The following is a 20,608-nucleotide window of genomic DNA, read 5'->3' on the forward strand; positions in this document are numbered from 1 at the left end:
AGTTCATCCAGAGATTCTACGATGCCAAACGCGGCGATATTGTGCTCAACCCTTTGGACGCCCGGTGTCCCTATTGGGGGCCGTCCGAGGAGCTTCGCCACAAGGCTGAAGCCAAAGCGATTGCCGCGTCGCTTTACCAGCCGACCAGCGATAAGAAGGGTGAGTTTTTCACCGAAACACCGCAGAAAATCTTCGCTCACTTGCTTACCTTTGGGCCGACGCCGGGGCAGTTGGTTGCATGGCTCTCCAACCCGGCTGAGATCGACCAGCGAGTGCGCGGAACCGAGATGGAGGCCATGATTGCGAAGGGCGCACAGCAGCAGCGCAACGGCGTCCTCGCTTCGCTTGGACTGGTAGCAGACAGCCTACGGATGCTGCCCACCAAAGCTCAGGCTATATCGACCTGGAGCGCAACCGAGTGGTCTGAAAAACGCAAGGGTTGGATCTTCATTACGTCGAGCGCAACAGAGCGCGAAGCACTCCGCCCCCTGCATAGTCTTTGGATTGACCTATTGGTTTTGCGGCTCTTGACCGCGCCGCAAGACAACCAAACGCCCGTCTGGTTTGTGTTAGACGAGCTGGCGAGCTTGCAACGGCTACCGCAACTCCATACCGCCATTACCGAGAACCGGAAGAGCAGAAATCCCCTCGTGCTTGGCTTCCAAGGGAAGGCCCAGCTTGAGGTGATCTACGGTCATTTGGCCGAGGTGATGCTGTCACAACCCGCCACCAAAATCTTCCTGAAGACCACCGAGCCGAAGGCCGCCGAGTGGGTCTCGAATGCCATCGGCAAGATCGAGATTGAGCGCATGAAGGAGACGCATTTTGACGGCTCCCGCTCCGGCAAGAACTTCAGCTTGGACCGTCAAGTTGAGCCGCTTGTGATGGACTCCGAAATTTCCGGCCTTGAGAACAGGCACGCTTTTCTTAAGCTGGGAAACAACGTCGCACGCTTCCACTTTGAGTACATGGACGTACCGCTGACGACTCCCGGTTTCGTCCCGCGCAAGGTCGAAGAGGACGAGTTGCCCTTCGACCCCAAAACGCTTGCTCCAAAGAATGTCGCGGTGCAAACGCCAGTCATTGACCTTGAGGCCGACGTGCCGAAAGCGGTGGCGGTTGCTCCTCCGCAAGTCGAAGAGGATACCGAATCGGAGCTTGACGAACCCACCGAAGAGGAGCTTGCCGCAGCCAGCACCGACGCGGATAGCCCCGAGGATTACGGCGAAGTTGCAGACGATCAGGAAGCCCAGCCAGCGTTCAACTTTGAGGAATAAGGAGACTGTATGCTCACCATCTCGAAGCCCCTCAGCTCCGGCCAGGCCCAGACCTACCACGCCAAAGAGTTCACGTCCGCCGAGCAGAACTATTGGAAACAGGGCGACACCATTCTTGGAGAGTGGCAGGGGCAGTTGGCCGAGAAGTATGGCCTTGTGGGAGCCATCGACGCACAACACTTCGCTCGTCTGAGCGAGGGCCAGAACCCCCATACCACCGAGCAGTTGGTACAGCATCGGAAAGCCCAGGAGTACACCACCGCAGACGGAACTATCGTGAAGCCGGTAGAGCATCGGGCAGGTTGGGACGCCACCTTTTCAGCTCCTAAGTCCGTTTCGCTGACCGCACTGGTGGGCGGCGATGATCATGTCCGCGAAGCCCACAGGCAGGCCGTGACCATCGCTCTCACGGAGTTGGAGCGGTACACCCAAGCGCGCATCGGCGGCAACAATCCCGCCGAGACTACCGGCAAGTTCATCGTTGCGAAGTTCGAGCATGACACCGCCCGCCCGGTCGATGGCTATGCCGCCCCCCAGCTTCATACCCACGCCGTAATTTTCAACATGACCGAGCGGCCAGACGGCTCCACTCGCGCATTACAAGAGCGGGGATTCTTCGATAGCCAACAGTTTGCAACCGCCGTCTATCAGTCGGAGTTGACGTACCGACTCCGCAATCTCGGTTACGAGATCGAGGCAGGCAAGAGCGGCGCTCCCGACGTGAAGGGCTACACCGCCGAGTACCTTGAAGCGTCCAGCCCGCGCCGCCAACAGATCGAAGAAGCCATCGCGCGAAGCGGATTCAGCGGGCCGGACGCCGCGCAGATTGCCGCTCACAACACACGCGACAGGAAAGAGATTCATACGCCGTCCGAGGTGCTTGCCGCCCACCGTCAAATTGCGGCCGAGTTCGGCAATCAGGCCGACCGCGTTGTTTCTGCGGCCAGAGAACGGGCCGAAGGACTGACGCAAAATCGTGTGTCGGATGCGTCCCAGCGGGCGCAGGAAGCAGTGTCCTTTGCCAAGGATCGCAGCTTCGAGCGCGAGGCCGTCACCGACGAGCGGGACATCATGCGCGACGCCTTGCGGCGCGGCATGGGCGATCTCACCTTTGAGCAGGTTCGCGGGAACTTCGATCAAAGACACAATAGCGGCGAGTTCCAAACCGTTGACGGACAGAAGCATGATACTGGACGGCAGTTCACCACCCGCGAGACTATCGCCGCGGAGTTGGCGACCGTCGGACACATGCAACGCGGTCAAAATACCGTCGAGCCGATTCTGTCGAAAGAGCAGGCGACCGCCCACGCGGACACCCGCGAACTCCTCAATCCGGCGCAGCGTGGAGCCATTGAGGAAGTACTGACCTCGCATGACCGTGTACACGGCTTGCAAGGACTAGCCGGGACCGGGAAGACAAGTACCCTGTCCGCCATCCGAGAAGGCGCAGAGCGGAACGGCTATGCCGTCGAGGGCTTCGCCCCGACCAGCCGCGCTACCGCCGAGCTACGAGCGGCAGGTATTTCGGCAGACACGTTGCAGGGCTTTCTTGCGCGCGGAGGCCAGGAACAGGAAAAGGGCGACCCCGACAGGCGACACCTCTACATGGTCGATGAATCGAGCCTTGCCAGCACCCGCCAGATGCAGAGTTTCATGGAAAAGATTGGGCCGCAAGACCGCGTTCTCCTCGTGGGAGACACCCGCCAGCATCAAGGCGTGGATGCCGGCAAACCCTTCGAGCAGATGCAACAAGCTGGTATGCAGACCTCGCGGCTTGACCAAATTATGCGCCAGAAAGACCCGGAGCTATTGCGGGTTGTGGAGCATTTCGCCAAGAACGAAACGGCAACCGGAGTGAGCTTGTTGCAGCAGCAAGGCCGGGTCACGGAGATCCCGGACAACGTGCAGCGCATCGAGGCTATCGCCAAAGACTACGCCGCCAAACCTGAAAAAACGCTTGTCGTCTCGCCCGATAATGCCAGCCGCCGCGACATCAACGACGCCATCCGCACGGAGTTTAAAGGCTCCGGTGTCGTCTCCAAGGACGACCACAGCATGAATGTTTTGACGCAGCGATCGGAGCTTACCAGTGTCGATAGGAATTGGGCTGCGAACTACCGAAAGGACGACATTCTCTTCTACACGCGGGGCAGCAAGGAGCAGGGCATCGAGCCACGCAGCTACGCAACCGTCACTTCCATCGACACAACCGCCAACCAGATTAGCGTCACGAAAGACGACGGGAAGCAAGTCACCTACGACCCGGAACGCTTGCGCGGCATCACGGCGTACTGCGAGATCAGCCGGGATTTCGCCGAGGGCGACCGCATCCAGTTCACGGCGACGAACCGCGAGCTGGGCGTCAGCAATCGTGACCTTGGAGCCATCTCACGCATCGACGGTACACAGATCGACGTGAAGATGGATGGCGAGAAAGAGCGCACCGTGAGCTTTGACGCCGCGAAGATGCGGCACTTCGATCACGGCTACGCTGTGACCTCGCACAGCTCCCAAGGGCTCACCGCAGACAGGGTGTTAGTGAATATGGATACCACCGTTCATCCCGAGCTCATCAACACCCGCTTTGCCTATGTCTCCGTCTCCCGTGCTTCGCAGGACGCGCGGATTTATACCAATGATGCCGGGACTCTCGGCGAACGTCTCAGTACCGACGTATCGAAGACCTCAGCCACAGAGCTTCAAAGAACGCCGGTCGAACAGACCGCCAACCAGCAAAGCAAGGAGCCGCCAATGAGCAACAGCAGAGAACATTTGCAAGATGACTTGCGCCGCGAACCATCGCCCGAGGCGATGGTCTCGATACCCGAAATCGTCAGCGCCGCAGCCGATTCCGAGAACCGCCACTACGCCCCCATCGAAAAAGCCTTGCCAAACGAAACCTCAGGCTATGAATGGAAACGCGAGACGGGCGAGATCGAGAGCTACAAACACGATCAGACCGGAGGTTGGCTACACATCGACCCGCAGAGTCAGTTCTACGACCGAGAAGCGCAGCCGATTAGCCGAGAGAATGCCCTAGAGCACGCAGCTCACGAGCCATCTCATTCAGTTGCCGAGAACGCAGTCGCCCCATCCAATAACAACAGCGATAAAAACAACGATCAAGGTCTCAGCGTCTGAGTTCCGTGCTATTTGCACCATTCGATCTTCCCATGAGGAAGGCAGAAGTGACTCAGCCAATCCCATTGCCTTCATACGGAAGGCGTTAGACTCGCGCTTCCGTCGTGTGTTTCTGCGTTTTCCAACAGAGTCTCCCTTGGCGAAGCAGGTTGAGTTGAAGAACAGCGCTCGTATCTTAGGTGGACAAATGTGCTGCGGTATGATACAGTGCTTCCGTTGACACGGCTCTAAACTGAGCAAAGCCGAATGGTTCGAGGTGCATCGAATAGAACGCATCCGAACCAATTACGAACAGGTAAGCTTTAGGATCACTTCAGCTTGTTTTGTTTGCCGCCAATGTCTTCCAGAAAATGTTATGCCCACCGTGCCAACATAATTCATATGTGGAGCATTTCAATGAAAAAGACAATGATGGTAGCATTCTTGGCGCTCGCAACTCTTGCTAGTGCCTCAGCACAAGTAACAAGCTTTGGATCATTCACATCGTCTTCTACGTCAGGCTCGCAATTCCATCTCGGCGGCACGAGTGAAAGAGAGGGAGTTGGCTCTGTCGTGCTAAACGACCAGTTATATGTGGCGTATACAGGGTCCAATGGCACGGAATATCTAACTTCGGCGACCACCGGTGTTGGTTATTCTTTGCTAGCTGGAACTCAAGTTCAGATCAACGGAGGTACTTTTGCCTCCGACAATAACCCAGCACTTGCAACCGATGGGACGTATCTGTTCTTGGCGTACATGGACACAAGTGGACATTTCAATCTACTTCGATCACCCGCTAATCCTTATGGAACTACCTTTACCTGGACAGCAGTGGGTACGTTTGATCCCCCTTCAGAGAGCTTCATCTATTCCCCTTCACTTGCAGTCATGAGTGTGGGCGGAGTGTCAACATTGTTTATGTCGGGGGTTGGCAGTGATCGCTCGCTCTGGCTGGGTCAATATCCGATAGGCGGGTCGTGGACTTCAGCCAGCTGGACAAATACCACGGGCACCGACATCGGCATGTCTCCAGGCCTTGGCGTATTCAATGGCACGCTCTACATTGCATTTCCCACTAACGGAAACAGTCATGATATCTACTATTACACGACAACCGGAAATGGGGTTCTCACCTATAACACGGGTGCTGATGGCGATTCATCGTCAACATCAATTTCTGTGTTGGCATACCAAGGTTACCTTTACTTCGCTTTCAGAACGAATGATGGAGATCATAAATTCATCATTAAACACTCTAGTAATGGCACAAGCTGGAGCGGTAGCAAATCCTTTTCGGACGCAATGGCTGGGCCGCCGTCGCTGGCAGATGGAACGACTCTGACGGGAGATCCCGGACACCTCATCTGTAATTATGTCGGTAACAATTCGAGCTACTACCTTTTTGGCGGTGAGTCTGACTAATTAGCTAGTCGGCTCGCGCGACCACCATGTTTGGCATAGGCGGTCGCGCGAGCTGGCTATTTCTTTACAGATAGATGTCCATGCCAGCAGTTGGAGTTCGATTGTGAAAAATCGAGATTTAGGAATAATTCTTATATCAGCAGTGTTGTGCTGCCACAGATCCGCGGAGCAGAGCGGTATATTAAGCACGCAAGATTCAACAATAAGCGGCAACGTTTTGGATAATACGAGCCGCCCGATAGGCGGCGAGGTGCAGCTATTTGAGATGAAACCTGAAAATGGCTATCCCAAATTGATAAGTCGATGTATAGAAAAAACTGACTCTTTTGGTAATTACCGATGCGGTAAGATTCCCTCAGGAAAGTACGTGTTGATGTTTACACCATCCTATTCTGGACAAGACGGTGGGAGCCTTGCGAGCGAGGACAGAGGGTATATCTATCCCGTAACCTACTTCCCTAATTCACTGTCCTACAGTGATGCGGAAACCGTCAATGTGTACCGGAGTTCTGAAGAACGTCTAGACGTGCGGCCACCTGAGGTTAGGGAGGTGGTTATCAACGGACACTTAGCCCAAAAACCAGAAAACGCATCTTTTAGGGTAAGTGAACATGCAGATAGTATAGATATTCCGATTAATGTGCCGGTGAAGTTCAAGTCAGCGGATGGGAGCTTCACAATTTCCGATATTGCGAGTGGTACATACAAAATCGATGCATCTTGGAATGAGGATGGGAAAGAACGGTATGCGTCGCAACTGGTTGATAGCGAAACAAATGCGAGCGATCTATCACTCACGGAGGATCAGTTAGTAACCGTGCATGGCACAGTGAACCACCTGGACAGCATGATAGATACAGCGCCTGTGGACGGTGGTTCTCAAAAGGAAGCTGTCTCGCTGTTAATGAAATGCAAATACTTCGTTAGTAGCAGTGATTATAATGTGGACATCACCGCTAAGACAGAGTACACGATTCCATCTGTGAGGCCGGGACGCTGCGCATTGTCCTTAAAAGAGAATAGCGGCATGTATATCCAGTCAGTTAGGAGGGACGGGGTGCAGCTCTCCGTTGATGATTTCGATGTCACTGACAATAACGCTAGGTACGATCTCGATATTGAACTAGGTTCCAGTTATGGCACGATTAGCGGAAATGTGGACCGGGCTGAAGAAGATGTGGAGCAGATGGGTGTCGTGATGCGCTCCTTGGAATCCGGCAGATATTTGGTCGTCAAAACTACCGCAACAGGCGCATTCCGTATCAGTGAGGTTCCGGTTGGCGACTACGATCTGTATGGATGGGAGGACATCGACAGGGCCGCCTACAGGAGTAAAGGATATTTACAGAGGTACGGACGCCACAACGCATCCATTACTGTGAATGCGAATCAAGAGACACGCGCCGTCATCGAAGCGAACAGCAACTAAGTGGCCCCAATGAACTGTTACCGATCCTCCCCGTCCTTCAGAGTGCGTCGAAGTCCGCAGGTTGAGGATCTTGTCATTTGTGCCGATAGCCGAAATTTGCATCGCTCGCCACAAATGAGTATGTGAAGGAATCAGGCTAGGCATCATACAATCAAAGATGTATTATGGAAGACTTCTCTCCTGGAGTGAAGCATATCGTTGCGGTTACAATTGCAGGGGTCAGGTCCAACTCGTCACGAGCTGTTTAAAAGGATTCGATACATGGAGGAGAGAGTTAAGTGCCCTATTTGCGGCACAGATAACCGCAACGAGCCCGCTTTATCCTACTCCCGAGAGCCGTGGGAGATAAAGGAATGTAAGGCGTGCGGGATGGTTTATTTGGAGAATCCGCCTGCGTCAGAAGCTCTCGAAGACGAATTAGCGTGGGAGAAAACCTTTGCAAATGAATCTAAGGAGCGCCGCAAACGGAGTCCTCTTCTCTATATGGCGGGACGAGCTCCGAAAGCAGCGGTTCAACGTGTTACCAAGAGGAACAAGCTTCTCGATTTCGTAACAAAGAACATTAAGCCCGGTCCTATCCTCGACATCGGCTGTGCGGGTGGGCATACTTTGGCTAGTCTTCCAGAGACATACATTCCTTTCGGGATCGAAATCAGTCACGAGTTGAGTCAAGTTGCTGCATCGGCCTTCGGACCTCGCGGCGGTGCGGTCATTCAAGCGGACGCTCTTGCTGGTCTTGCACAGATGCCACGAAATGAATTCAATGGCATCATCATGACCTCTTTTTTGGAACACGATACGAAAGCTAAAGAAACATTGTTGGCAGTCAGACGAGTGATGCGCGAAGACGCGCGTCTGATTGTGAAAGTCCCAAACTATGCTTCTTGGAACCGTAGGGTAAGAGGAAGCCGTTGGTGCGGCTTTCGCTTTCCTGACCATGTTAACTATTTCACACCGGATACTCTAACCCAAATGCTCTCGAAGGCAGGTTTAGGCATCGTGCGCTTTGGCATACTGGATCGCCTGCCTACGAGCGACACCATGTGGCTGATCGCACGCAAAGCGCACTAGCAATCGCCTCAATCACAGACTTAGATGGGCGCAACTGAGAAGCACGCGGATCAACGCAATTCGTATTTTTTGCATTTATTTCTGAGTGGGAGTGTGGCTCCCTGTGCTCCGTTTCAGCGTTGAGACGCTACCTCTTCCGAGCGTTCTGTGGAACCACCTATGTACCATCCGGCCTGCGGAAAGAAAAGGAACCGGGTCCGGCCACGCCACGATCTATGGACCACTCTTCCTGGACAGTTCCCCCGGTCGAGGCAACGAGCACGCGAGTTGTCTTCGTTGTTGGAGTAATCAAGATGCATTCAAAACGGTCTTCCTTCGTGTCCTGGCCGAACAAGAGCGTTCCAGCAAGAGGCTGTTCTGGACACTCATCGAAGCCTTGAATCATGGCGGAGTTGCCAGCAATTTGGACACGATAGCCGGGATAGAAAACGTAGTTCGGTTGTTCCGAAGTCGTACCGGATATTTGGCTGACTCTCTTTCCGATCGCCGTACACCCGCAAAGCGTTAATAAGGGCAACCAGAGGATGCTTGTTGCCCGTTTTAGGCCCTTCATAAAGTCTCCCCATTTCCGATCGACTAGCGCACATCCGCTTCTTGCCGGAGGGACAGGCGCAAGCCATCGACCTGTCGGGATACCGTGAAAAGTCCTCCACACTCATCAAGCGCAGAACACTTCTCGCACTCAGGCAGGTAGAGATTCTTCCAATCCGAAATCGACTTCTGCGCATAAGGCCAGAGGGTGGGTGCGAGGACGCAGAGTTGGTGGTTGTAGATAGATACGGTCATGCCTCGCATCGCGAGTAACTTGACTGCTCTTTCGAGCTCGGCCTGATAGTCATATGGGTCAATCCAAAGCTCGCCGATGTTCCTTGGGGTATAGCCGACGTATTCCAGGCCCATAAGGGCGACATGCTCGACGAAAGATAGGTTTCGATAAATGTATTCGACGAGTTTAGTGAGACGTGGGATTGTCAGCCGGTGGAGTACCACCCTGATCTCGACGCGTATGCCGTTGCGGGCCGCCTGATGAAGTCCGGCCACGGTCTGGTGGAAGGCGCCCTTCGCCTGCACGATGTGGTCGTGGTCGCCCGCACAGTCCGAATACAAAGGCACCCCGAGACAGAGGTTGGGGTGTCCCACTGCGGCGAACTGCTGGGTGTATTCCGGCCAGGCGAACGTGCGCCCGTTGGTGAGCATGTGTAGCTCGGTATCGGGTAATGATGTCTTGAGTTGGTCTATCAGCAGGAATAGGCGATCCCCGAGAAGCGTTGGCTCACCTCCCGTGATCGTAAGGTACTCGGGGGCCGGACGCATAAGGTCGATGAGTTCCTGATTGCGCTTGATTAGGGATTCGACATCGTCCTTGTCCTTCGGGGGCTGCGAGCACATCAAGCAGTTGCTGCTGCAGCGCTCAGTCACGAACAGGGAGTGATGGCGCGCCCGCGAGCGAAATTCCGTAATCTGGAGTCCGAGATGGGACAGCTCACCAACCCATAGGTTTGGTGATGGTTCGACCGGCGGCATCGATCAGTGTTCGCGGAAACTGGCTGATTGCCATATGACACGTAGGTCCGTCCGAACGGATATCCCTGGTAAATCGAGACACCTTGCGAAGCGTGATGCTCGGGGAAGCCTTGATTGTGCGACCGCTCCTAACGCTGCTTCGCCTCGCAGTATCGGCAGTCTGAGGGTTGAATATTCCGACAGGGATCTTGAGTTCCTTGTTGATGATTCGCACCGGTTCCGCGAGATCGGAGTCGTTGGTGATGACGATGAGTTGGTCGCAGTCGGCACGAAAGGCATCGACGAGCATGTAGGTCGCGATGTTCACATCCGACCCCTTCTCTTCCATCTTCAATACGTCTGCATAGCGCGACCCACCAGCCGGAGGGTGAGCAAGACGCGCGGAGACGGTGCTGGCTAGGTAGTGACCGTAGTGGACGCTGAGATTGGGCACGGTTTCGAGGGCTCGAATATATGTCTCTTGCCGCTGGCGGATATGTGGATCGCCGCGCATAGCGCCAACCAGGGCAGTAAAGTATCGAATACGCCCGATATGAATCCCCGGCAACACTGCGGCGCAGAGCGCGGACAGATCGACCCACTTGTAAGGCGTATTCTTTGCCGCGCCATAATAGAGATTGAAGCCGTCAACGTAGACGTTCGTGCGTGGGATAAACGGGATGGCGGATGCAGGTATCGTCATGGCAAAAAGCAAAGCCGCCCGAAGGCGGCTCGCACCCTGTCTCCGAAGATCAAGGGGGGATATGGCTCTAGTATAGCGCAAAAGAGGCTTCAGAAGATTAAAAATCCGGAGGGTGGGGGACAAACGGAGATGACAAGGGTAACGCCTTGCGTAGACCGTCTTCATCTGCAACTTCAACTGGCTTCTGAAAGACGGTTGAGCGTGAGGTTGGCAGTTTTGCACGATCTCCATTTTGCACGGTCACTCGGCCACCGCTTCGGTGCAGGAGCTGCGCCCTTCGGCTCTTCGTTCAGAACTCGCGTACCGCGCCCTTCGGGTGTTGGACTCCTCCCCCCTCGCAAGCTCCGGGTCCCTTTCCAAAAACTTCTTCTCTTAACAACGCGGCGGTGCCGCGACTTGGGAGCAGCGCACCTTTGCGCCCTTCGGGATGTGTCCCGATTGACCGGGCAAAAAGGAGAAACACAATGCAGACACAACAGACCATCACCCTCTTCGGAACCGTCAGCAACTCAGCCACCAGCCGCATCTCCAAGAACGGCCGCAAATACACCGCCTTCGGAGTCGCCATCATCTCAGACCGCAACCTTCAGGCTTTTCACTACAACGTCGTTGCCTTCGGCAAGCAGGGCCACTTCGCCAAGCCCCTCCAGACGGGAACCCGCATCAAGCTAGTCGTGCAGGCGCAATCCCAACCAGACAACATCGCCACTCTCCCGCTCCTTACCGCAACCTTCGTGCGACCGGTTCGTCCGGTTGCACGGGGGGTAATATCTCACTCGCTGGCTGCCTAAACGAATAAGCCCCCTGGTGCGCGTTCCCGAGGGAAGAGGCGTGGGGGCTATGGTCTCGATAAGCATCTCCAAATGCCGGACAGATGTAAAGGGCAATCGCGACGCCTCACATCTCACGGCTACCTTCGAGTGGCTGTTTTCGGGTCAACGGGGTTTAGCCATCAAGAAGACTTTGGCACAGCCGGCGACGGGTCACCCGCGAGCCCCCTTCGCACGAGGCCACTAATGAAGTCGGCGAAAGGGAACAATGGCTACTGCCACCCTCAGCCCTTTGGAGCTTTGCAAGCGCCTCCAAAGACTGCGCGAGTTTTTCAGACGGCGTAGCCATTTTGCTTCCTGCTGTACGGAAATTAGCTTTTTGTGTTGTACGAAAATTAGCTTATTGTGTCGAGGTCGCATGAATCCTCGCGGCGCTAGATTCATCTCCACAATGTTCGTCAGCCAACCCAAGACCGCAACAGAGATCCACTCGCATCTGCGGTTCGGACTAATGAACTGCGGCAGGGAAGCCCGGTCAACGCCTTTCCCCAGGGAAGCGTATTGGCCTACGTTGGCCTTGCTGAGGCATCAGTTCTTCTACAACTGCCACAAAAACTGCCACAGTGGCCGAAAAATCATGAGGCCAACCGTTTCCGGTTGGCCTCTAAGTCCTTTACTTTCATATTGGTGCGGAGGAGGGGACTTGAACCCCTATGCCTTGCGGCGCTAGCACCTCAAGCTAGTGCGTCTGCCAATTTCGCCACCTCCGCATGGAGCCTGACACACCAAAACGTGTGACAGGAGCGACCTTGATTCCGAAGTTGAGTATATCATTCACCACCGAATTTCAGCCTCACGCGGTCCGATTCAGCAGCGATCTCAATTCGTCGGGGTGATAGCAGTGCGCCAAGGCCGTCTCGCGCGAGATCCGACGCAACCGTACCAGCTCCGCGAGGGACTGATCCATGGTAATCATGCCGTCCGCGCTTCCAGTAGAAATCTGAGACCGGATCTGATGATCCTGAGCCGTCCGAACAAGATTGCGTATGGCCGTCGTCGCCACCATAATCTCCAGCGCAGGATACCGTCCCGCCTGGTCAATCGACGGCACAAGCTGTTGCGCAATCACGGCCAGCAGTGCCAACGACAGCTGTTGCCGGATCTGCGCCTGGTTACTCGCCGGAAAGCTGTCCAGCAGTCGCGACATCGTCTGCGCCGCGTCGTTTGTATGCAGGGAAGAGAACACGAGATGCCCAGTTTCAGCCGCAGTCAGGGCCGCAGCCATCGTCTCGGTGTCACGCATCTCGCCAATCAAAATTACATCGGGGTTCTGCCGCAGCACGGCGCGCACGGCATTCGAGAACCCTGGCGTGTCATACCCAACTTCGATCTGCTCCACGATCGAATTCCGGTTCGGATGCTGGTACTCCACCGGATCCTCAATCGTAATAATGTGTTCGCGCCTTTTAGCATTGATCAGGTTAATCAACGCCGCCATCGTTGACGTCTTTCCACATCCAGTCGGCCCCGTGAGTAGAATCAGCCCCTGCCGTCGTTCAATCAACTGCCCCAGGATGGCCGGCAGGTGCAGAGACTCCAACGTCGGCATCTGGCCCGGTAGCAGCCGGATGCTCGCCGCAAGCGTACCGCGCTGGTAATGGATATTGGCCCGAAACCTGCCTAGGCCTCCACGCATAAAGGAGAAGTCCACTACTCGCCGGCTCTCAAGCTCCTTCGTCTGCTCGCTCGTCAATAGAGGCAGCAGCAGCCTGCGAAGATCTTCGGGCGTAAGTACTTTGCCGGTCGCTGGCGTCAGCACGCCATTCACCCTGAGCGTGACACCCGATCCAACAACGAGAATGATGTCCGACGCCTTCCGTTCCGCCGCCTGCGCCAGCAGGGGATCCAGCGCGCTCTTCTTGTCGATCCCCACGCCCGCTTCCTCGCTTGGGCCACCCTTTGCGGCAGGAACGGATCGGTTCAATTCGTAGACAAGTTGGGACAGATCGCTTTCGTACTCTGACATCCAGCCTCCATGAGCCCTTATACACTTGCGCGCGCCGCCTCCTGCCCGCTCTTTGCCTTAGACGTGCGAAATCGGCCGAAGACTGCCCGCCGCCGCTGATTCATAGCCCGAGGTGCGCTAGACTCGTTCGCACGAGGATCTATGCGGAACCAGATTTTACTGACACTCTGTCTCGGACTGATGCCCTTCGCCGTCGCGCAGCAGCCAACACCTCTCATTACCCAGGCACCGGCCGGAAAGTGGGCTATCGTCATGCACGGAGGAGCCGGCGTCATCGAGCGCTCTTCCATGACGCCCGAGCGCGATGCCGCCTATCGCGCCGGCCTGGACCACGCGATTCACGCGGCCGCCAGCGTCCTCGACGCAAACGGCTCCGCAGTCGATGCCGTAGAAGCCGGCCTGAAAGTACTCGAGGACGACCCACTCTTCAACGCCGGCAAAGGCGCCGTCTTCACCGCCGACGGTAAGAACGATTTGGACGCTGCCATCATGGACGGCAAGACCATGCGAGCGGGATCAGTCGCCGGTGTCACTCGAACCAAAAATCCCATCTCTCTGGCGAAAGCTGTGATGGAGAAGTCCCAGTTTGTGATGCTAAGCGGCGCGGGTGCGGATCAGTTCGCCGCCAGTGTTGGCCTGCAGCAAGTTGACCCTTCCTACTTCTTCACCGAAGAACGCTGGCAGGGCCTCGTCCGCTATTTGAAAGAGCAAGGCCTGCCCATCCCGCCGCGACCCGCCGGCGCGCCCCCACCGCCCACCAAACCCATCGCGCAGCTTGAAACTTCCGACGCGCACAAGTGGGGAACAACCGGCATCGTCGTCCGCGATCGAGCAGGCAACATCGCCGCCGGCACCACAACCGGCGGCCTCACCGGCAAACGTTTTGGTCGCATCGGCGATTCGCCAATCATCGGCGCCGGCACCTACGCTTCTAATGACTCCTGCGGCGTCTCCGCCACCGGCACCGGCGAGTACTTTATTCGCCTCACCATGGCCCGCAGCATCTGCGCGCTGGTTCAATACAAAACGATGAGCCTGCAGGACGCTGTCAACGAAATGATTGATCACCAGTTGACAGCCATGAAAGGCGACGGCGGCGTCATCGCCATGACTCCCGATGGTCAGATCGCCTGGGGCTTCAACACCCCCGGCATGTTCCGCGCACGCTTAGTCGAGGGCGGCAAGGTGCAGATGGGCATCTACAAAGACGAGCCCTAGCGCCTAGAAATAGCCGATCAACTCCCGGAAGCTACCGAGCTCCATCAGTTGCTCGCTACCCGGCGGTGCGTCCACCATCTCGTGCTCCAGAACCCACGTGAAATCGTGTGGAATAAACACGGCATTAATCCCCGCTGCCAGCGCAGGATTGATATCCGACTTCGGCGAATTCCCAATCATCCACGTCGACCCACAATCACACTGATGCGCTGCAATCAGTGCGCGATACGCAGGCACGTTCTTCTCCGCAAGTACCTCGACGGCGCTGAACCAGGGCCGCAGCCCCGATCGTTCCAGCTTGTCCGTCTGCTCGATCTGGTTACCTTTCGTCACCATGATCAATCGATGGCGCCGGGAAAGCTCCTCCAGCGTCTCGCCAACGCCCGGAAGCAGCTCGATCTCGTTTGACGCAATCGCATCAGTAAACGAAAGGATCTGCGCATGTCGTTCGGCAGTAATCGTCGATTCGGTCAACTGTTCAAAACAGTCGATCAGCGATCGCCGAAAGCTCTCAACGCCGTAGCCATGCGCAGCAATCGTCGCGCGCTCACACAGATTGAGATGCTCGCGAACCTGTTCCACTGTATGCACCTTGTGGTCGAGAAACGAGATGAACGAGGCAATCGCTCGCTCGAAATAAATATTGTTCTCCCAAAGCGTGTCGTCCGCGTCGATCAGCAACGTCTGTTTGCTATACCGCGCCAGCGGTTGGGTCAAAGAAGAGTTCATTTGCTTATACTAAAGGCGCCTCTCTAGAGGAAAAATCATCGCTCGCAACGTCTCAGCCAACCTCTTCGCCCGGCGGATCCGGCCAATCTTTATAGGACAGCAACCATGATCGTTGTGTTGATGGGTGTAAGTGGTTCAGGAAAAACCACTATAGGAACGCTGCTTGCCGAGCGGATGAAGACAATATTCGCGGATGCGGACACCTACCATTCCGCTGCCAACAAAGCGAAGATGGCCGCCGGGCATCCGCTCACCGACCAGGATCGCCAGCCCTGGCTCGAAACGCTGAACACGCTCTTGCTCCAATGGTTCGAAGCCGGCAAGGGAGGCGTCCTGGCATGCTCAGCGCTAAAGGATGCGTACCGAAAAACCCTTGTTCGCGGCTTGCCGTCCAGCGCCTACGCCTTTGTATGGCTCGATGGCTCAAAGCAGATGATCGCCGAGCGCCTGGCCGAACGAAAAAATCACTACATGAATCCCGATCTCCTCGATAGCCAGTTTGCGACCCTGGAGCCACCCGCCGACGCACTTCGCATCACTAACGATCGCGCACCCGAAGTCGTGATCGATGAAATCATGAACCACTTAGAGCAAGCATAAGGAGAAACAATGGCGTCGAAGTTATTTGATCTGGCAGGGAAGACCGCGGTAGTCGTGGGCGGCACCTCGGGAATTGGTCTCGCCATGGCGATTGGTCTAGCGGAAGCAGGTGCGGATGTCGTCGCCACCAGCCGTCGCGCAGAACAGGTAGATCAGGCCGCAGCCGCCATCGAAGCACTCGGCGTTCGTACGCTGCGTCAACCTTCCGACGTTGCCGATCGCGCCAGCCTCGAAGCACTCTGCGCCGCCACCATCGAGGCCTTTGGTAAAGTCGACATCCTCATCAACTGCGCTGGCAAGATCAAGCGCGCCCCCACAGTCGACTTCCCCGAAGACGAGTGGCAGTCCATCATGGACACCAACGTGACCGGCACCCTCCGCGCCTGCCAGATCTTCGGCCGCCCCATGCTCGCACGCGGCTATGGCAGGATCATCAACATCGCGTCCCTCAACACCTTCGTCAGTCTCAAAGAGGTCACCGCCTACGCCTGCTCGAAGGCCGCTGTCGGAGCCCTTACCCGTTCCCTCGCTGTCGAGTGGAGCGCACAGGGCGTCACCGTCAACGCCATCGCTCCCGGAGTCTTCCGCACAGCGCTCAATCAAAAGCTGCTAGACGAGAGCGAGCGCGGCAAAGAGCTGCGCATGCGCACACCGATGAACCGCTTTGGCAAAACCGAAGAGCTCGTAGGCGCGGCCATCTATCTCGCCTCAGACGCCAGCACCTTCGTCACCGGCGAAATCCTTGTCGTGGACGGCGGCTTCCTCGCCAGCGGCGTCAACCAGTAATCTCCATCAGTAACCCATTTTGGTTATTTCCGGTGTGTTCAGGCAATTGGGGGGGATATCTCCCGAAATGGGTCCTCATGCGCAAAAAAATGCAAAGTTTGTGAATTTATCCTTCCAAAGTTCCGATACTTCGCGTAACGTAGGTAACACAGAAACTTCCACTAGTCACACTCTTTGGTAACCATTAGTCTCAAGGTGGGTACCCCCTGAATCTTGCTTGATTTTCTCCTGTAGTCCGAAATCGCTTGAATTCTTGCACTTCTGCGGCATCGTTACTCTTCCCGCAACAAATTCAAGATGTCCTGCTCGCGCTATTAGCATCCGTGTTAACGCGCGACCGAGTACCAAAAATTTCGCTTACGCTGGCTATCATGTTCAAGACGATCTACCTATCCACCGTGGTTCTCGTGCTCATCCTGTCGGGTGTCTGGCATATTGCTGCACCCCACTTGACGGAGCGTTGGATCAGTAGGGCCAATGGCATCCGCCTCTTCGGAGCGCTGTTACTCGAACTCTCCATCCCCTGTGTTTGGTGGGGTGGATGGTACTACTGGGTCCTTTTCGCCGGCTTGACGATCTCTGGGGTGTTGCGACTCTGCTTCCCCCAGAGCTCGCTTCGCACCGTCTTCCCGACCTATCCCAACTGGGTTCAGACCTGCCTGCTGGTCGAGGGTGCCGCTCTCATGTGGGTACTTCACTCCTAAATGACATTCCCTGGACCGATACCCCCGCTCCGGACCATTGAAATCTATCGGAGATCTGCATCTTTCCGGCCACACATTAACCCTGCCGATGCAATCGCTCCACCGCTCCAACCGCCTGCCGCAAAGCTTGATCCCTCTCCTTCTTCAACCGCTTTGCGAGAGCCGAAGACTTCCCAAAAGTCTCCTTTGCCAACTGGGTAAGTAACATCCAGTCGTGCCACGCTCCAATCGCATCCAGCACTTTCTTCATCCTCTTGGCGAACTGCTCCGCCGGCGCAGACCCATCCTCCATTTCAGCAAGATATCGGGCGGACTTTGAGTTCTTTCGATACTCGTGCAGGCTCTTAGGATCAGCAGTATCTAAACTCCTGGCACTAGCCCGCTCCAGTGAGCGCGCCTCCTTCAATAAGAACGTCCACTTAATCTCGGATATATCAACCTGTAAAGGACTTATTCTCCTCAGCTCCTTCTCCTCGGCGTCCGCGATAGCAGTTATGAGTTCCGTAGCGGCATCGTTCCGATATTTCTTGAGCTTTACTTGAAGTTTGCGCGCTTCATCATTGAAAACGCTACGCATAACATTGTGTGCAGCTCCCTTTGCCTGCAATAGGCCCTCCAACAGCCCTCTCTGGACATCCATGTCGCGGACAGGTCCAGCGGCTTTCCGGATTGGTTTCAACGCCTTCAACGCCTTATCGAACTTCCGCCCGAACTTCGCATTACCGCGCCGACGTCGCTTCGCCGAAGCCAGCAGCGCTTCCATCCGCCGCGTCGTCGTCCGCAGTTGATGCACGGCTTTCTGCCGAGGCCGAACGCGGCACGCCTCCAGCGCAGCGAAAAACTCGCTCTGCAAGCGCTCGAAGATGTGGCCCGCCTCAACCATCGCTGTCCGCCCTCAAGGATCGCCTCCCCGGGCAATCGTTGATAGTAGGAGATGCTACGCCCATACAGTGGCCGGCGGCTCCTGTTCGTTTAGCGGCTCGTGCTCGCCTTCGTGTTCCGGCCCAAGCGCCAAAGCTCTCGCGTCCATGCGATACTTCCGGTGCCAGATTCCGTAGCATCCAGGAGCTATTTCATGCCGCACGCGTCCCCGCTCAAATACCAGTCAGGTTTCGGAAATGAGTTCGCCACCGAGGCGCATCCCGGGGCTCTCCCCATCGGCCAGAACTCTCCGCAGAAACACCCCCTCGGGCTCTACACCGAGCAGGTAAGCGGCTCCGCCTTCGCCGCACCGCGCGGCCTCAATCGCCGCTCCTGGATGTACCGCATCCGCCCCTCCGTCGTCCACGAACCCTACCAGCCATTCCCGGAAGCCACTCTCCTGCGCAGCGGCCCCTTCGACGAAGAGCCCACACCGCCCAACCAGATGCGCTGGGACCCCATCCCGTTCCCAATCACCCCCACCGACTTCGTCGAAGGCCTCGTCTCGCTCGGCGGCAACGGCGATCCAGCAACCCACGACGGCGCCGGCATCCACCTCTACACCGCCAACGCCTCCATGACCGACCGCGTCTTCTACAACGCCGACGGCGAACTCCTCATCCTCCCGCAGCAGGGGACTCTCCGCCTGGTCACCGAGTGCGGCATCCTCGAAGTCAAGCCCGGCCATCTCGCCGTCATCCCGCGCGGCATCAAGTTTCGCGTCGAGCTCCTCGACGACAAAGCCCGCGGCTACATCTGCGAGAACTACGGCCAGCCCTTCCGTCTCCCCGACCTCGGCCCGATCGGCGCCAACGGCCTCGCCAACCCGCGCGACTTCCTCACCCCCGTAGCCGCCTACGAAGACATCGACGGCGACTTCGAAGTCGTCTCCAAGTTCCTCGGCAAGCTTTGGACCTCGCATTACAACCACTCGCCCCTTGACGTCGTCGCCTGGCACGGCAACTACGCGCCCTACATGTACGACATGGCCCGCTTCAACGTCATCAACACCGTCAGCTTTGACCACCCCGACCCCTCCATCTTCACCGTCCTCACCGCTCCCTCCCCGATACACGGCACGCCCAACATCGACTTCGCCATCTTCCCCCCGCGTTGGCTCGTAGCCGAGCACACCTTCCGCCCCCCATGGTTTCACCGCAATATGATGAACGAGTTCATGGGCCTCATCTACGGCGAATACGACGCCAAGGCCGAAGGCTTCCTCCCCGGCGGCGCCAGCCTCCACAACTGCATGTCCGGCCACGGCCCCGACGCCGAAACCTTCGAGCGCGCCTCTGCCGCCGACCTCAAGCCCCACCACATCAAGGACACACTAGCCTTCATGTTCGAGACCCGCATGGCCGTGCGCCCCACCCGCTACGCCCTCGAGGAAAAAATCCTCCAGCACGAATACTACGAATGCTGGCAGGGCCTAAAGCGCAACTTCACCGTCCCTAAGCCCTAAACTCAAACCCATGACCATCGCCACCAGCTGGGTCGGCACCGCCAACGAGCCCGCCAGCGGTTTCCCCCTGCAGTCGCTTCCATACTGCGCCTTCACGTCCGCGCCAGACGCCACGCCCCATCTCGGCGTAGGCATCGGCGCCTTCATCCTCGACCTGCACCAGCTCCAATCCAACAACCTCCTCACGACTCTTCCCGCCGACCTCCAGACCGCCTGCACTGCCCCCCAGCTCAACCCGTTCATGCGCTGTGGCCAAGCCGCATGGTCTGCTCTCCGCAAGCGCCTCACAGACCTCCTCATCACCATCGAGCCCCGCTCCGACCGCAACACCGACCAGCAGCGCCTCGTCGCCTCGCTCATGCTCCCCCAGGCCCGGGCGATCTTCCACAAGCCCGTAGCCACCGAAAACTACACCGACTTCTACGCCTCCATCCACCACGCCACCAACGTCGGCAAGCTATTCCGTCCCGACGCCCCGCTGCTCCCCAACTACCCGTGGCTCCCCATCGGCTATCACGGTCGAGCCTCATCCCTGGTCATCAGCGGCACCCCCATCCGCCGCCCCCACGGTCAACTCAAGCTCCCCACCGAACCCACACCCGTCTTCCAGCCGACCAACCAACTCGACTACGAGCTAGAAGTTGCCGCCTACATCGGCACCGGCAACCCTCTCGGCACGCCCATCCCCATCGCCGACGCGCCCACCCACCTCTTCGGCCTCTCGCTCCTCAACGACTGGTCCGCCCGCGACATCCAGTCCTGGGAGTACCAACCCCTAGGCCCCTTCCTCGGCAAGAGCTTCGCCACCAGCCTCTCTCCTTGGGTCATCCCCATCGAAGCCCTATCCCCCTACCGGACCCC

Annotated in this window: 18 protein-coding genes and 1 tRNA gene; 12 read left to right on the plus strand and 7 right to left on the minus strand. The window is 56.9% G+C overall.

Translation table 11 applies throughout. From position 1 onward, the window contains the following. From GSQ80_RS23320 to GSQ80_RS10040, 5 genes are all read left to right on the plus strand, one after another. Nucleotides 1-1,277 (plus strand): type IV secretion system DNA-binding domain-containing protein (locus tag GSQ80_RS23320; RefSeq protein WP_254059566.1); only part of this gene is annotated, 1,277 nt, incomplete at its 5' end. A 9-nt stretch (nt 1,278-1,286) separates the two neighbouring features. Continuing rightward, nucleotides 1,287-4,418: a MobF family relaxase gene (gene mobF / locus GSQ80_RS10025; RefSeq protein WP_158787520.1), complete on the plus strand. Its 3,132-nt coding sequence runs from the start codon at nt 1,287-1,289 to the stop codon at nt 4,416-4,418. A gap of 396 nt (nt 4,419-4,814) precedes the next feature. Further along, nucleotides 4,815-5,822 (plus strand): hypothetical protein, encoded by a 1,008-nt coding sequence (locus GSQ80_RS10030; RefSeq protein WP_158787521.1) that lies wholly within the window; start codon nt 4,815-4,817, stop codon nt 5,820-5,822. Nucleotides 5,823-5,925: 103 nt separating this feature from the next. Next, nucleotides 5,926-7,251: a carboxypeptidase-like regulatory domain-containing protein gene (locus tag GSQ80_RS10035; RefSeq protein WP_158787522.1), complete on the plus strand. Its 1,326-nt coding sequence runs from the start codon at nt 5,926-5,928 to the stop codon at nt 7,249-7,251. Between the two features lie 369 nt (nt 7,252-7,620). Beyond that, the gene (locus tag GSQ80_RS10040) at nt 7,621-8,322 is read left to right on the plus strand and encodes a methyltransferase domain-containing protein (RefSeq protein WP_158787523.1); all 702 of its coding nucleotides are present in this window, start codon (nt 7,621-7,623) and stop codon (nt 8,320-8,322) included. Nucleotides 8,323-8,479: 157 nt separating this feature from the next. Here GSQ80_RS10040 and GSQ80_RS10045 read toward each other — a convergent pair whose 3' ends face one another. From GSQ80_RS10045 to GSQ80_RS10055, 3 genes are read right to left on the minus strand one after another with little or no spacing between them, the layout of a single operon-like run. Then, nucleotides 8,480-8,875 carry a hypothetical protein gene (locus GSQ80_RS10045; RefSeq protein ID WP_158787524.1) on the minus strand — a complete coding sequence of 132 codons (396 nt, stop codon included), beginning with the start codon at nt 8,873-8,875 and terminating at the stop codon, nt 8,480-8,482. A gap of 23 nt (nt 8,876-8,898) precedes the next feature. Then, nucleotides 8,899-9,846 carry a His-Xaa-Ser system radical SAM maturase HxsC gene (gene hxsC, locus GSQ80_RS10050; RefSeq protein WP_158787525.1) on the minus strand — a complete coding sequence of 316 codons (948 nt, stop codon included), beginning with the start codon at nt 9,844-9,846 and terminating at the stop codon, nt 8,899-8,901. Further along, nucleotides 9,806-10,528: an NYN domain-containing protein gene (locus GSQ80_RS10055; protein ID WP_158787526.1), complete on the minus strand. Its 723-nt coding sequence runs from the start codon at nt 10,526-10,528 to the stop codon at nt 9,806-9,808. The genes hxsC and GSQ80_RS10055 overlap by 41 nt, the downstream gene beginning before the upstream one ends. Before the next feature lie 464 nt (nt 10,529-10,992). Here GSQ80_RS10055 and GSQ80_RS10060 point away from each other — a divergent pair, with 464 nt between their 5' ends. Further along, the gene (locus GSQ80_RS10060) at nt 10,993-11,319 is read left to right on the plus strand and encodes a single-stranded DNA-binding protein (protein WP_158787527.1); all 327 of its coding nucleotides are present in this window, start codon (nt 10,993-10,995) and stop codon (nt 11,317-11,319) included. Nucleotides 11,320-11,983: 664 nt separating this feature from the next. Here the strand turns inward: GSQ80_RS10060 and GSQ80_RS10065 are convergent. Next, a tRNA-Leu gene (locus GSQ80_RS10065) sits at nt 11,984-12,068 on the minus strand. Nucleotides 12,069-12,151: 83 nt separating this feature from the next. Next, entirely contained in the window at nt 12,152-13,324 is a 1,173-nt protein-coding gene (locus GSQ80_RS10070) for a type IV pilus twitching motility protein PilT (RefSeq protein WP_158787528.1), read from the minus strand. Nucleotides 13,325-13,465: 141 nt separating this feature from the next. On the opposite strand from GSQ80_RS10070, the gene GSQ80_RS10075 reads away from it, so the two are divergent. Then, the gene (locus tag GSQ80_RS10075; protein ID WP_158787529.1) at nt 13,466-14,542 is read left to right on the plus strand and encodes an isoaspartyl peptidase/L-asparaginase family protein; all 1,077 of its coding nucleotides are present in this window, start codon (nt 13,466-13,468) and stop codon (nt 14,540-14,542) included. 3 nt (nt 14,543-14,545) lie between these two features. Here GSQ80_RS10075 and GSQ80_RS10080 read toward each other — a convergent pair whose 3' ends face one another. After that, a complete protein-coding gene (locus GSQ80_RS10080) occupies nt 14,546-15,271 on the minus strand; it encodes an HAD family hydrolase (RefSeq protein WP_158787530.1) in 726 nt (241 codons plus the stop codon). A gap of 105 nt (nt 15,272-15,376) precedes the next feature. On the opposite strand from GSQ80_RS10080, the gene GSQ80_RS10085 reads away from it, so the two are divergent. The 3 genes from GSQ80_RS10085 (at nt 15,377) to GSQ80_RS10095 (ending at nt 17,361) form a co-directional block, all read left to right on the plus strand. After that, entirely contained in the window at nt 15,377-15,871 is a 495-nt protein-coding gene (locus GSQ80_RS10085) for a gluconokinase (protein ID WP_158787531.1), read from the plus strand. A gap of 9 nt (nt 15,872-15,880) precedes the next feature. After that, nucleotides 15,881-16,657 carry an SDR family NAD(P)-dependent oxidoreductase gene (locus GSQ80_RS10090; protein ID WP_158787532.1) on the plus strand — a complete coding sequence of 259 codons (777 nt, stop codon included), beginning with the start codon at nt 15,881-15,883 and terminating at the stop codon, nt 16,655-16,657. A gap of 371 nt (nt 16,658-17,028) precedes the next feature. Next, nucleotides 17,029-17,361 carry a hypothetical protein gene (locus tag GSQ80_RS10095; protein ID WP_158787533.1) on the plus strand — a complete coding sequence of 111 codons (333 nt, stop codon included), beginning with the start codon at nt 17,029-17,031 and terminating at the stop codon, nt 17,359-17,361. Between the two features lie 76 nt (nt 17,362-17,437). Here GSQ80_RS10095 and GSQ80_RS10100 read toward each other — a convergent pair whose 3' ends face one another. Beyond that, nucleotides 17,438-18,244 carry a CHAD domain-containing protein gene (locus GSQ80_RS10100; protein WP_158787534.1) on the minus strand — a complete coding sequence of 269 codons (807 nt, stop codon included), beginning with the start codon at nt 18,242-18,244 and terminating at the stop codon, nt 17,438-17,440. 192 nt (nt 18,245-18,436) lie between these two features. Here GSQ80_RS10100 and hmgA point away from each other — a divergent pair, with 192 nt between their 5' ends. Then, nucleotides 18,437-19,747, plus strand: coding sequence for a homogentisate 1,2-dioxygenase (hmgA, locus tag GSQ80_RS10105; protein WP_158787535.1), 1,311 nt, complete (start codon nt 18,437-18,439; stop codon nt 19,745-19,747). A 10-nt stretch (nt 19,748-19,757) separates the two neighbouring features. Next, nucleotides 19,758-20,608 (plus strand): fumarylacetoacetate hydrolase family protein (locus GSQ80_RS10110; protein WP_174241331.1); only part of this gene is annotated, 851 nt, incomplete at its 3' end.

It is taken from the genome of Granulicella sp. L46 (assembly GCF_009765785.1).
Taxonomy (GTDB): Bacteria; Acidobacteriota; Terriglobia; order Terriglobales; family Acidobacteriaceae; genus Granulicella.

Coding starts and splice junctions, on each gene's coding strand:
- GSQ80_RS10060 (WP_158787527.1), top strand. CDS start 10,993: ATGCAGACACAACAGACCATCACCCTCTTCGGAACCGTCAGCAACTCA.
- GSQ80_RS10045 (WP_158787524.1), bottom strand. CDS start 8,875: ATGAAGGGCCTAAAACGGGCAACAAGCATCCTCTGGTTGCCCTTATTA.
- GSQ80_RS10095 (WP_158787533.1), top strand. CDS start 17,029: ATGTTCAAGACGATCTACCTATCCACCGTGGTTCTCGTGCTCATCCTG.
- hxsC (WP_158787525.1), bottom strand. CDS start 9,846: ATGCCGCCGGTCGAACCATCACCAAACCTATGGGTTGGTGAGCTGTCC.
- mobF (WP_158787520.1), top strand. CDS start 1,287: ATGCTCACCATCTCGAAGCCCCTCAGCTCCGGCCAGGCCCAGACCTAC.
- GSQ80_RS10070 (WP_158787528.1), bottom strand. CDS start 13,324: ATGTCAGAGTACGAAAGCGATCTGTCCCAACTTGTCTACGAATTGAAC.
- GSQ80_RS10055 (WP_158787526.1), bottom strand. CDS start 10,528: ATGACGATACCTGCATCCGCCATCCCGTTTATCCCACGCACGAACGTC.
- GSQ80_RS10040 (WP_158787523.1), top strand. CDS start 7,621: ATGGTTTATTTGGAGAATCCGCCTGCGTCAGAAGCTCTCGAAGACGAA.
- GSQ80_RS10080 (WP_158787530.1), bottom strand. CDS start 15,271: ATGAACTCTTCTTTGACCCAACCGCTGGCGCGGTATAGCAAACAGACG.
- GSQ80_RS10030 (WP_158787521.1), top strand. CDS start 4,815: ATGAAAAAGACAATGATGGTAGCATTCTTGGCGCTCGCAACTCTTGCT.
- hmgA (WP_158787535.1), top strand. CDS start 18,437: ATGCCGCACGCGTCCCCGCTCAAATACCAGTCAGGTTTCGGAAATGAG.
- GSQ80_RS10090 (WP_158787532.1), top strand. CDS start 15,881: ATGGCGTCGAAGTTATTTGATCTGGCAGGGAAGACCGCGGTAGTCGTG.
- GSQ80_RS10100 (WP_158787534.1), bottom strand. CDS start 18,244: ATGGTTGAGGCGGGCCACATCTTCGAGCGCTTGCAGAGCGAGTTTTTC.
- GSQ80_RS10075 (WP_158787529.1), top strand. CDS start 13,466: ATGCGGAACCAGATTTTACTGACACTCTGTCTCGGACTGATGCCCTTC.
- GSQ80_RS10085 (WP_158787531.1), top strand. CDS start 15,377: ATGATCGTTGTGTTGATGGGTGTAAGTGGTTCAGGAAAAACCACTATA.